The 11,906-nt window shown below is 73.8% G+C and carries 7 protein-coding genes; 2 read left to right on the forward strand and 5 right to left on the reverse strand.

The genetic code is table 11. The annotated features are described in order from the left end of the window. The first annotated feature begins 41 nt into the window (after nucleotides 1–41). Complete coding sequence (locus ACZ7L0_RS30070) at nucleotides 42–1,481, forward strand: gamma-aminobutyraldehyde dehydrogenase (RefSeq protein WP_471245653.1); 1,440 nt, start codon at nucleotides 42–44, stop codon at nucleotides 1,479–1,481. Between the two features lie 159 nt (nucleotides 1,482–1,640). Continuing rightward, complete coding sequence (locus ACZ7L0_RS30075) at nucleotides 1,641–2,834, forward strand: polyamine ABC transporter substrate-binding protein (protein ID WP_471245654.1); 1,194 nt, start codon at nucleotides 1,641–1,643, stop codon at nucleotides 2,832–2,834. 9 nt (nucleotides 2,835–2,843) lie between these two features. Here the strand turns inward: ACZ7L0_RS30075 and ACZ7L0_RS30080 are convergent, their stop codons facing one another. Genes ACZ7L0_RS30080 through ACZ7L0_RS30100 form a run of 5 tightly spaced genes read right to left on the reverse strand, consistent with a single transcriptional unit; the run spans nucleotide 2,844 to nucleotide 11,883 of the window. Beyond that, a complete protein-coding gene (locus ACZ7L0_RS30080) occupies nucleotides 2,844–3,260 on the reverse strand; it encodes an effector-associated constant component EACC1 (RefSeq protein WP_471245655.1) in 417 nt (138 codons plus the stop codon). 28 nt (nucleotides 3,261–3,288) lie between these two features. Continuing rightward, nucleotides 3,289–7,530 (reverse strand): nSTAND1 domain-containing NTPase, encoded by a 4,242-nt coding sequence (locus ACZ7L0_RS30085; RefSeq protein WP_471245656.1) that lies wholly within the window; start codon nucleotides 7,528–7,530, stop codon nucleotides 3,289–3,291. Beyond that, nucleotides 7,527–9,737: a transglutaminaseTgpA domain-containing protein gene (locus ACZ7L0_RS30090; protein WP_471245657.1), complete on the reverse strand. Its 2,211-nt coding sequence runs from the start codon at nucleotides 9,735–9,737 to the stop codon at nucleotides 7,527–7,529. Before ACZ7L0_RS30090 ends, ACZ7L0_RS30085 begins: the two co-directional genes overlap by 4 nt. Then, nucleotides 9,734–10,918, reverse strand: a complete 1,185-nt coding sequence (locus ACZ7L0_RS30095; RefSeq protein ID WP_471245658.1) for a DUF58 domain-containing protein — start codon at nucleotides 10,916–10,918, stop codon at nucleotides 9,734–9,736. Before ACZ7L0_RS30095 ends, ACZ7L0_RS30090 begins: the two co-directional genes overlap by 4 nt. Continuing rightward, on the reverse strand, nucleotides 10,915–11,883 hold the full coding sequence (locus ACZ7L0_RS30100; protein WP_471245659.1) for an AAA family ATPase: 969 nt from the start codon (nucleotides 11,881–11,883) through the stop codon (nucleotides 10,915–10,917). Before ACZ7L0_RS30100 ends, ACZ7L0_RS30095 begins: the two co-directional genes overlap by 4 nt. Nucleotides 11,884–11,906 lie beyond the last annotated feature (23 nt).

Genomic DNA, 11,906 nt, shown 5'->3' on the forward strand with positions numbered 1-11,906 from the left:
GTGTCTCAGTCAATGGACACCCCGAACTTGGAGGGCCGGCAGTGAGCACCGAGCTGCGTCGTCTGCGCAATTACATCGACGGTGAGTTCAGGGATGCCGCCGACGGACGGACCACCGAGGTGGTCAACCCCGCGACGGGCGAGGCGTACGCGACCGCGCCGCTGTCCGGGCAGGCGGACGTGGACGCCGCCATGGCCGCCGCGGCCGCGGCCTTCCCGGGCTGGCGCGACACCACCCCGGCGGAGCGCCAGAAGGCCCTTCTGAAGATCGCGGACGCGTTCGAGGAGCGCGCCGAGGAACTGATCGCGGCCGAGGTGGAGAACACGGGCAAGCCGATCGGGCTCACCCGCTCCGAGGAGATCCCGCCGATGATCGACCAGATCCGCTTCTTCGCGGGCGCGGCGCGGATGCTGGAGGGCCGCTCGGCCGGTGAGTACATGGAGGGGATGACCTCGATCATCCGCCGCGAGCCGGTCGGCGTCTGCGCGCAGGTCGCGCCGTGGAACTACCCGATGATGATGGCCGTGTGGAAGTTCGCCCCGGCGATCGCGGCCGGCAACACGGTCGTCCTGAAGCCGTCGGACACCACCCCGGCGTCGACGGTCCTGATCGCCGACATCATCGGCGCGATCCTGCCCAAGGGCGTCTTCAACGTCATCACCGGCGACCGCGACACCGGCCGCCTGATGGTCGAGCACCCGATTCCGGCGATGGCCTCCATCACCGGCTCGGTGCGCGCGGGCATGTCCGTCGCCGAGTCCGCCTCCAAGGACCTCAAGCGCGTCCACCTGGAGCTGGGCGGCAAGGCGCCGGTCGTCGTCTTCGCGGACACCGACATCGCCAAGGCCGTCGAGGACATCTCGGTCGCGGGCTTCTTCAACGCCGGCCAGGACTGTACGGCCGCCACCCGTGTCCTGGTCCAGGAGTCCATCCACGACGAGTTCGTGGCCGCGCTCGCCAAGGCCGCCGCCGAGACGAAGACGGGTCAGCCGGACGACGAGGACGTCCTCTACGGTCCGCTGAACAACCCCAACCAGCTCAAGCAGGTCACCGGCTTCATCGAGCGCCTCCCGGCCCACGCCAAGGTCGAGGCCGGCGGCCAGCAGGTCGGCGACAAGGGCTACTTCTACGCCCCGACCGTCGTCTCCGGCCTGAAGCAGGACGACGAGATCGTCCAGCAGGAGGTCTTCGGCCCGGTCATCACCGTCCAGTCCTTCTCCGACGAGGAGCAGGCCGTGGAGTGGGCCAACGGCGTCGAGTACGCCCTCGCCTCCTCGGTGTGGACCAAGGACCACGGCCGCGCCATGCGGATGTCCAAGAAGCTCGACTTCGGCTGCGTGTGGATCAACACCCACATCCCGCTGGTCGCCGAGATGCCGCACGGCGGCTTCAAGAAGTCCGGCTACGGCAAGGACCTGTCGGCGTACGGCTTCGACGACTACACGCGGATCAAGCACGTCATGACGTCGCTGGACGGCTGACGCACCGAACTCGCGGCCCCGGACGGAGGACAGCCCGTCCGGGGCCGCGGCGTACCCCGGCGAAAAGCACCCGCCGGTCGACAAGGTGTCGGGTCGCACCGGGCCCGGTCGACGCAGCGTCGATTGTCCGTGCACAGCCAGGGACGGCATGCTGCCGGGGTGGCTCGAACTCCTTCGCAGAACACCGCGTCGTCCCGTCGCTCCCTGCTGCGCGCCCTCGGCGGCACCGCCGTGCTCGGCGCCCTCGCGGGCTGCGGTGTGCCCGCCGCTTACGTGAAGCCCGGTGACCGCGCCGTCGCCGACTCGTCCGCCACCGACAGACGGCTGGCCTGGGCGAACTGGCCGCTGTACATCGACACCGACGACGACGACCCGAACAAGCGGCCCACCCTGGGGGCGTTCGAGAAGCGCACCGGGATCTCCGTGGACTACGTCGAGGAGATCAACGACAACGACGAGTTCTTCGGCAAGATCAGCCCCGCGCTGATGAACCACCAGTCCACGGGCCGCGACCTGATCGTCGTCAGCGACTGGATGTGCGCCCGGTTCGTGCGCCTGGGCTGGGTCCAGGAGATGGACCGCGCCCGGCAGCCGAACGTGACGAAGTACCTGGACCCGCTGCTGCGCTCGCCCGCCTTCGACCCGGGACGGAAGTCCACGGTGCCGTGGCAGTCGGGCATCACCGGCATCGCGTACAACCGCCGCAAACTCGGCCGCGAGATACGGCAGGTGAAGGACCTCTGGGCGAGCGACCTCAAGGGCCGGGTGACCCTCCTGTCCGGCCTGGACGAGGCGTTCGCACTGCTGATGCAGGGCAACGGGGTGGACGTCACCCGGTGGACTCCCGACGACTTCCACACCGTCTGCGACCAGGTCGAGAAGGAGGTCCGGCGGGGCCAGATACGCCGCTTCACCGGCAACGACTACACCAAGGACCTGGTCAGCGGCGACGTCCTGGCCTGCCAGGCCTACTCCGGCGACGTCATCCAGCTCCAGGCGGACAACCCCGACATCCGTTTCGTCGTCCCCGAGGAGGGCGCCGAACTCTGGTCGGACTCCCTGATGATCCCCGACCGCGCCCGCCACAAGGCCAACGCCGAACGGCTCGTCGACTACTACTACGACCCCGAGGTCGCCGCCGGACTCGCCGCCTGGGTCAACTACGTCTGCCCCGTCCCCGCCGCCCAGGAGGTCCTGGCCGCGTCCAAGGACAAGGACACGGCCGCCCTCGCCGGCAACCTGCTGATCTTCCCCGACACCACCATGCGCGACCGGCTCGCCATCGCGCGGGACATCACGTCCACGGAGCGGGTGGAGTTCGCCGGGCGGTGGAACGGGATCGTGGGGCTGTAGGGGGCCGGGTCAGTTCGTGTGCCCCGGAGCCGGCCGCTCCGTGTCGCCGTCCGAAGGGGGGATCGCCTGTGTCCCGGTGGCCTTGCGGGCGGCGTCGAGGAACGTCTCGATGGCCGCGGCCGATTCCTTCGGGCTGTTGTAGCTGTCGACCACGATCTCCACGTCCTCGTTGCCGTGCGTCTTGAGGGTGAGGCGCAGCCGGCCCCGCCGGGCCTGCACCCAGGCCACCAGAACGCCCGCCAGCGCGGTGCAGAATTCCGGGGCGATCTCGACGAGCAGGGCGGCGAGTTCCCCGCCGAGCGCGCCCGCCGGTACCCGTGACCGGACTTCCGCGAGGCCCGTGACGTACGACTCCATGTCGAGGGCTGCCCGCAGGTCGCGCAAGTCGTCTGATTCGTCCGTCAGTTGCTCGATGAGGAATTCCATGGGCGGGCTCCTTGCGTTCGATGGGTGATCAGTCGTCGGGGCAGGCGGACTTCGCCCGGTCGGTCAGGTCCGCGGGCCACAGGGCGGCGGACCGCGGACTCAGCGGGGCGGCACAGATCTGGTCGGTGAGCGCGGCCGGACTCACCGTGGACAGCAGGACGCCGCCGTCCGCCGCGGCCACGGCGAGCCGGTCGTCGTCGCCGAACGCGAGACTTCCGACGCCCGCCGGACGGGCGGGCAGCACGGCGGTGGCCGGGACGGAGGCGTCGTCGGCGAGTTTCAGGAGCGTGATGTTCCCCTGCTCGTCACCGACGGCCAGCAGGGTGCCGTCCGCGTTGAACGCCAATGCCGTCACGGCCGCGCCACCGGGGGTCGGGACCACCGAGGTCTCGTCCCGGGCGCTCCCGGAGCCCCGGGTGAGCGTCACCGCGGCGCCGTCGCCGGTCGCGCGGATGCCTCCGTGAGCGGATGTCGCAGCGGGAGGACCCGAGAGGAGCTGGGCGGGAGGGTCGGCCGCGGGCACGGCCTTCGACCGGCCGAGGTCCCAGGTGCCGCGCGCGCCGCCCAGGTGGCCGACGGTGAGCCGCTTCGTTCCGGGGGCGAAGTCCAGCCGTGTCGCGGGCCGCCCGTCGGCCGGCCCGGGCACGTCGGGCAGGCGCCGCGGCCGGGCGCCGTCGCGCAGATGCCACACGGCCAGGGCCCCGTCGTCCAGTGCGACGGCGGCGACGGTGCCGGAGGAGTCGACCGCGGTCGGGCCGGCCGCGCCGGCCGGGCGGAGCGTGGCCAGCAGCCCCGGCTGCCGCAGTCCGGCGACGTTCCACAGGTGCGGCGGGTTGCCGGGCACCGCCAGCAGCCCGCCGTCCGGATCGAACCGGCCGCTTCCGGTGGGGGAGCCGTCGGAGGGCCCGTCGACGACGGCTGCCCGGACAGGTGGCCGACCGTCCCGCAGGCGCCACAACTCGGTGGACCGTCCGAAGACGGCGAGCGCACCGGAGTCGTCGGAGAAGGCGCACGAACCGCCTTGCGGCGCGAATCCGCCCAGCGGGCGGGCGGTTCGCCCCGTCAGCCGCCACAGCCGGGGCGGTTCACCCACCTGCGCGGCCGTCGTGCCGTCGGGGCCGAAGCAGGTGGCGTCCGGGGACATCCGGGACAGCGGCAGCCCGACGGGCGCCCCGGCCGCCGCGGAACGCCCGACGTCACGCAGGCTCCAGTCGCCGTCCGCGTCGGCCACGGCGAGGGTCGTGCCGGCCCCCGTGAACACGGCGTATCCGCCGGGCAGCCGCTTCGCACGCGCCGGCTCCGCGGCAGCCGGCACCCGCCAGATCTCGCTGCCGGACACGAAGCCGCCGTCGGTGCTCCCCGTGTCGGCGGCCCCGACGGCGAGCAGCGCGTCGTCGGAGCTGAAAGTCAGCGTGACGGACACCGCGCCCCGGGGGCCGCTCGGCACCTGGGCGGAGAACGCGCGCGGTGGCCGGCGAGGGTGCGTGACGTCCCAGATCCGTACGGAGCCGTGGGCGTCGAACCCGGCCAGGAGCCGTCCTCGGCGGCCGAAGGCGACCTCGGTGCATCCGGCGCTGTCGGGCAGGAGCGCCACCCGGTGCCCGTCGGCCGTGGCGTCGAGGGCGACGCCCTTCGGTGTCACTGTCGCGATCATCCCCGCGGCGACGGTGAGCGGGGCGCCGGTCAGCCGACTGGTCACGGCGTCGGAGACCGCGGTGGGGCGGACCTGTGCCGCGTTCTCCAGCAGTGCGGTCCAGGCGGTCGGGGTGGGAGCCGCGCGGTACGCGGCCACCGCGAGTCTGGCCGCGAGGTCGGGGTGGCTCGTGCTCATCGCCCGGGCCGCGGACGCCAGCCTGGCGGCGGTGCGTTCGTCCCGTGCCGAGGCCGCCGCGTCACGCTGATCGGCGCCGAACCGGACGGCCACCACACAGGCCAGGCTCGCGGCCACGGCGGTGGCGGCACTGAGCCACCGCAGCCGCCTGTTCCACCGCCGTCGGCCCGCCTGCCGGGTGTGCCACGTCATGGTGGCGTCGAGGTAGTCCCAGTCCCGCGCGGTGAGGCCGCTCTCGCCGGCTCGCCGGGCCGCCGCCGCGAAGTCGTCGGGGAGGAAGGCGTTCGGGGGAGTGCGGCGCCGGTCGCGGCCGCCTTCCTCCCAGCGCCGGGCCTCCCTCTGGACGCGCTCGCGGACGACCAGCCACTCGCGGTCGCTCCGCACCCACTCGGCCAGCAGCGGCCATGCCCGGAGCAGCGTCAGGTGCACCAGCGTGACGCCGGAGGAGGTGTCGACCACCAGCCGGTGCCGGCCGAGCTCGTCCAGTACCCGGGTCGCCCGTTCCTCGTCGGGCGGATCACTCAGACCGGCCACGTCGTGCAGGAGCGTCTGCCTGGGAACCGCCTTCAGCTCGTCGGGCAGCCGTTGGCCGTCGTATGTCACCAGACTCAGCAGCAGGGCCTTGGCGATCTCCTGGTCGGCGGGGTCGAGGCCCAGCAGGCACGTGTCGGCGGTCTGTCTGACGGCGCCCGTCAGCCCGCCGCTGTCCAGATAGGCCCGCAGTGTCAGTCGGCCGCGCGGCGACCGCTCACAGGTGACGCGCAGTGCCTCGGCCAGATACGGCAGAAGCCGCGCGGGAGGCCGGTCGCCATCGGCGCCGCCGTGGCCCGGACCGGCTTCCGCGCCGAAGTCGACGCAGACGCGGGCGACGAAGTCGTCGTCGGGGACGATGCCTTCCGCGAGCGCAGGTTCCACGATCGCTCGGCGTACCTGCTCGTCGTTCAGCGGCGGCAGGATGTGCTGCGTCGTGGTCAGGGCACGGCGCAGGGCGTCGTCGGACCCGGCGAGGAGGCCGGAGAACTCCGACTGCACGGCCAGCAGGACACGTACCCGGATCGTCTCCTCCGCGCGATGCCGCTCGACCGGACGCCAGGGGGCGGGCGAGTCGGCGGTGGCCAGGGCGCAGACGGCCGCCTGGAACGCGGCCCGCTCGGCGGGGGCGGTGCCGGGGCTGTACACCTGCTCGAACTGGTCGATGATCAGTAGGAGTTCGGGCGGCATGCCGTCTCTGGCCTTGGCCGCCTGCACCGCGCGGGCCACCGACCGCACACCCTGCTCGCCCTCCCTCAGCCGTGCCTCGAACGCGGTGGCGTCGGCGCCCGGCACGAGCGCGGCCAGGTCCTCGGCCAGGCCTCGCAGGAGCCGGGGCGGCCTGGGCCGCAGCACTGTGGTGAAGCGGTGTGTCGCGGGGCCCTCCGGGTCCACCGCGGCGAGCCGCGGCAGCAGGGCGGCGTGCACGAACGAGGTCTTCCCCGCACCGCTGACCCCGTTCAGGATCACCGGCAGGCGTGGGGAGTGCGCCGGCGTGAGGCTGAAGACGAGGGCGTCGGCGTCGTCCTCACGGCCGCGGAACCATCGGTGCTGCTCCTCGGTGAAGGCGGCCAGGCCGGGATAGGGGCATCGGCCGGTCGGCACCCTGCGGACACCCTGCGGCCGCTCCCGGTCGAACGCGTCGCGGTGCGGGTTCGGCGCCAGCACCAGGTGCCCGGCCGGCCCGGAGGCCTTGGGAGCGGGCGCGCCTTCGGGCATCGTCCGGCACAGCACGTCGCCGAAGTGACCCAGCCTGATGTCGGGCCCGAACTCCGGTACGCCCTCCTCAAGGAGTTCGATGATCCGGCCGCTGAAGAGAGTGAGGTCGTCGCCCGGCAGGGCCAGGGCGCTCCGGTCACTGGTGGCTGCCGCGAGGAAGTAGTAGGACTTCAGCTGCGTGATGTCGGGGGCGCCCCGGTCGGCCTGGCAGCAGTCGAGGACGGCCACCACACAGCCGGGTTCGGGCCGGCGGTCCTTGCCCCGGCGGATGATCTCCACGACGTTGCGGAAGCTGACCTGGGTGTAGCCCGCGAGCGCGTCCGGTGCGGACGGTGGTGCCGACCGCCGGGTCATCAGCCGCAGTCCCCGGCGGTCGTAGTCGGGCGCCCCGTGCCCGACGAAGTGCAGGAGCAGCAGGCCCCCGTCGGCTCTCGTCGCCGCCGCGTCCACCTCGGCGAGCAGGTCCGCGGGGACGGCGGGATCGTGGAGCGTGGTGACGGCGTCCGGGGGCATACCGCACCGCTCGATCAGTACGCTGCGCATCCGTTCCACGGTGGCCCGGGCCGACGACACCGGAGGCCAGCCCTCGGCGTCCGGCCCGAAGCGGTCGTCGGGTTCGTCATAGGCGCCGGAGCCGATCAGCAGGGCCTGCGCCCGTCCGGCGGCCAGCACGCCCTCGGTACCGGTCATGGGCGGCCTCCTCGCGGCAGGGTGCGCGGCGGCCGGAAGGGCAGGCCGGGCCGGCGTGTTCCGGGGTGCTTGGAGACGGTCCGGCAGCGGTTGGCGATCTCGGCCTCCAAGTGCCAGGCGCGTTCCGCGTCGGCGTCGGTGATCCTGGGCCATGAGGGGTGGAGGAGGGCTTCCTGTTCGTCGGGGTCGCCGTACCGGGCCCGGGTGGCCAGTGCGCCCAGTGCCTGCAGCGGCGGGGCCAGGGTGCTGCGGGTGTGCGGTGGCAGGGCGTCGACGAGTTGGTCGGGGCTGCGGGAGGAGCGGCGGGACAGCAGCCGGCGGCGCACGAGTCGGGCCGCGGCGGCCTCCCAGGCTCCGGTGACGCGGCCGGCGGCCGTGGGGCGCCGCCGGGCCCGGCGGCGGCGCAGCCGTGGACCGACGAGGAGCACCCGGACGGCGGCCAGGAGCGCAATGGCCGGCAGGGCGAGCAGGATCACGAGGGGGAACCGCCGGGTGGCGATGCCGCCCGTGGAGCCGCCGGGCGTGGGCGGTGGCGGGGCGGGCAGGGCGGAGGGCCGCAGTGTCGGGGCCGGGGCGGCCGTCGCGGACGCGGTCGGCGTGGGGCGGGCCGGGCCGGCCGTCGGCGGGGCCAGTCCCGCCTCGGGCCCCGCGGTGGCTCGCGGGAGGATGTCGAAGGCGAGCCAGCCGACGTCCCGGAAGCGCACCTCTGCCCACACCCGGACGTCCTCGCCGGTCACGGCGCGTGAGCCGTCCGGGCGGCGGGTGCCGGCGGAGAAGCCGACGGCCACCCGGCTCGGCAGGCCCAACTCCCGTGTTCCCAGGGCGAAGGTGGTGGCGAAGGCGGCGGCGGGTCCCTGTTTCGTGGTCAGGAACCGCTGGACGGCGCCGAGGGACTGGCCGCCGGCCTCGGCGGGCCGGTACGCGTAGTGGGCCCGCAGATGCCGGGCGAGTGCGGTGGCCCGCTGGAAGGGGGTCGCGGAGGACGGCAGTCCGGCCGTCGCCGTGTTCAGCCAGGGGGTGAGACCGGCCGGAAGACTCTCCGGAAGGGCCGACGGGCCGGGCGAGGACAGGTCCGGGACCAGTTCCCCTCGTGGTGCCCCGGCGGGGCGTGGGTGGCGTGGCGACTGCGCCCGGTAGGTGGTGCCGCGGCGCAGAGCTCGCTGGGCGAGCACCAGCCCGTCGTGGCGGCCGACGCGGACCGGTACTCCGGCGACAAAGACGGCGTGCTCCGGCAGCGGGACGTACGGCCCCGTCATCGACTCGACGCGGACCCGGGTCTCGGCGACATCGCTCCTCGCGGGCCGGCCGGACGACAGGTAGACGACCAGGGCGGCCGGCCGGAAGCGGCCCGACGGCTGCCATCGGACGCCGTCGTAGGCGTCGAGGCGGGCCACGACCCAGCCGGACGGCGCCTCACCCGTGGCGCGGAACAGCGTCCGGCCCGGCTGCCCGGCCCACACCGACGCCTGTGCCAGCGGATCGAGGCCACTGGTCCGGTCGGCCCCGCCGTCACCGCGCACCTCGTACGGCAGCCGTCCGCTGAGCCAGGGCGGGACCGCCGTGGTCAGCACCGCGAGGCCGACGCTCGTGAGGGCGAGGAGGGCCGGGCCGGTGCGCTGCCACGGGGCCGGGCGGGTGGCGCTCGTCCCCCGGGCCGTCAGGTCGGCCGCGGCGGCGGCGGTGAACACGCACGCCGGTCCGACCGCCCCCTCGGTCTGCGGCGCACACAGCAGGACCGCCACGGTCATCGCTCCCGCCGCCGGCAGGAGTGCCGCCGCCCCCACCCCGGCACGCAGCCGCAGCTCGGCGGCCGTGACCGTCGCCGCCCAGGTCAGGGCGAACGGAGCGGTCAGCGCCTCCGGGCCGGCGGAGGCCGGCAGGCTCACTCCCAGCCGCGACCACACGTGCGTCACCGCGGACAGGGCGGCGCGCAGCGCCTGCCACGGTCCGTGTGCCGTCAGGGTCTCGTGGAAGAGCAGGACCGCGCACAGGGCGAGTCCGAGCGCGGCGAGCACCGGCAGGTCCGCCTCGGGCCCCCAGCCGGGTCGCGTACGGCGCAGCACCGCCACCGTCGTCGCCGCGCCGGCCGCCGCGGCGACGACGGGGACGAACAACCCCTCGTAGGCGAAGGCGTTGCCGAAGGAGAATCCGGCCGCCGCGGTGGCGACGGTGATCCAGAGCACCTTCCGCACCCCGCTCGTGCTCATCGACATGCTCCGCCCCGCGGCGACCACTGGGCCGCCGCCCCGCGAGCGTCGACACCGTCGATGAGGACGACCCCCCAGCGCCGGGCCCATCCGGTGACCTCCGGGCCCGGCTTCCGCGGGCCCAGACAGACCATGCGGAGAGCGGGCGGCAGTGCCGGTCCGGCCAGGGCGTCCAGGAGTTCCGGCGCGGGTTCGCCGGTGACCAGGACGGCCGCGCGTGCCGGGCCGATGCTCTCGCGAGCGGCCCGGCCGAGCCCACCGCGTCGGCCGGTGACGGACGGCCGGGCGGCCCCGAGCGTGACGGTCGCGAACGCCTGGGCGATCTCGTACGGGGAGTGCCGCTCACCCTCCGGGAACGGCATCGTGCGATCGCCGGTCGTGGTGACCAGGCGTACCCCCGTGCCCTGCTCTCCCGCGGCCCGCACGAGCGAGGCGGCGAAGTCCACGGCACGTTCGAAGTACTCCTCGTCCCCGTACGAGGACGCCGCCGTGTCGTGCAGGACGACCAGCTCCCGTGCCGGAGGGTCGACGTGCCGGCGGACCAGGACCTCCCCCGTGCGGGCGCTGTTGGGCCAGTGGATCAGCCGGACGTCGTCGCCCGGTTCGTACCGGCGCAGGGTGTCGAACTCGCCGTGGTCCCCCAGCGGTCCCCGGCCTGACGAGGCGGACCGCGTACGGCCGTTGACGGCGCTACGGGCGAGGCGGACGTCGGCCGGCCGTACGAGGAGCCGGCAGGCCGAGGTTACGGGCACACGCTGCCGGCAGAGCCCGAAAGGGTCGGTTCGGACCAGCGTGGGGGGTGCCACGGAGAACGCGCCGTGCCGGATCGCCCGCAGCGGAAGACTCCACCTGTGCCGTTCGTGCCGCTCGGGCGGTCCGGTCACCTCGATCGCGGGACCCAGGGCCGCGGGGCCCAGCTCCAGTCGCCCGTACAGGAAGGGGCCGGCCGCCGCGGTTTCGACGCTTGCGGTGAAGTGGTCGCCCCGGCGCACCACGCTCGCGTCGAGGCGCAGCGACACCGAGGTGCGCGGTGCCGTCGCCACCAGGAGCGCGGCCAGGGCCGGTGCGAGGACCCCGGAGACGGCGACGACGCCGAGGGCCGGAGAGGCGAGCACGACCGCGGCGACACCGGTGGCCAGGGCGGTGGCGAGGGTGCCGAAGCCGGTGGGAGTGAGGTTCACCTGCTCGGCCTGACGTCGCTCACGGCGCGCTGGACGACCTGCGCGGCCGTCACACCGTTGAACTCCGCGCTGTTGTCCAGCACGAGACGGTGCGCCAGGACGGGGACGGCGAGCGCCTCGACGTCCGCCGGCACGACGAAGTGCCGTTCTTTGCTCGCCGCGCGTACCCGGGCCGCGCGGATCAGGCCGATCCCGGCCCGCGGGCTGGCTCCCAGGCGTACGTCGCCGTCGGCGCGGGTCCGGTTGAGCACGCGCACCACGAAGTCGTAGATCTCCTCCTTGACCATCACCTGCCGGGCCGTTTCGATCATTTGCGTCAGCCGGCGGGCGAGCAGGCTGCGCTGCAGCTCGGGGGCCGACCGGCCGGCGCTCTCCTGCCGCAGGATGTCCCGTTCGGTCGAGGCGTCCGGGTAGCCGATCCGCATGCAGATCAGGAAGCGGTCCAGCTGGGATTCGGGGAGCGGATAGGTGCCGGCGAAGTCGACCGGGTTCTGGGTGGCCACCACCATGAACGGGTGCGGTACGCGTTCGGCCGCGCCGTACACGGTGACCTGGCGTTCTTCCATGACCTCCAGCAGCGCCGACTGGGCCTTCGGTGAAGCGCGGTTGACCTCGTCGCACAGCACGACGTTCGCGAACACGGGTCCGGGCCGGAAGGTGAACTCGCTTCTGCCCTCGTGGAAGATCTCCGTGCCGGTGATGTCCGAGGGGAGGATGTCCGGTGTGAACTGGATGCGCTGGAAGGTGCCTTCGACGGCCCGCGCCAACGCCTGTGCCAGGGAGGTCTTGCCCAGGCCCGGATAGTCGTCGATGAGGAGATGGCCCTCGGCGAACATGGCGGTGAGGGCGAGTTCGACCTCGTCGCGCTTGCCGAGGATCACCCGGCCGATGTGGTCCGCCAGCGTGCCGAAGTCCGCGGCGAATCGGACGCAGTCGTCGGACGGCCGGCTGCTCGGTAGCGACATGGTTCCCCCCTGAGTGCTGGTGC

The sequence above is a fragment of the Streptomyces sp. NPDC039424 genome (genome assembly GCF_055639495.1).

Bases quoted from the DNA above. Each gene is read 5' to 3' on its own strand.
- ACZ7L0_RS30090 (WP_471245657.1), bottom strand. From the start codon at position 9,737: ATGAGCACGAGCGGGGTGCGGAAGGTGCTCTGGATCACCGTCGCCACC.
- ACZ7L0_RS30080 (WP_471245655.1), bottom strand. From the start codon at position 3,260: ATGGAATTCCTCATCGAGCAACTGACGGACGAATCAGACGACTTGCGC.
- ACZ7L0_RS30100 (WP_471245659.1), bottom strand. From the start codon at position 11,883: ATGTCGCTACCGAGCAGCCGGCCGTCCGACGACTGCGTCCGATTCGCC.
- ACZ7L0_RS30085 (WP_471245656.1), bottom strand. From the start codon at position 7,530: ATGACCGGTACCGAGGGCGTGCTGGCCGCCGGACGGGCGCAGGCCCTG.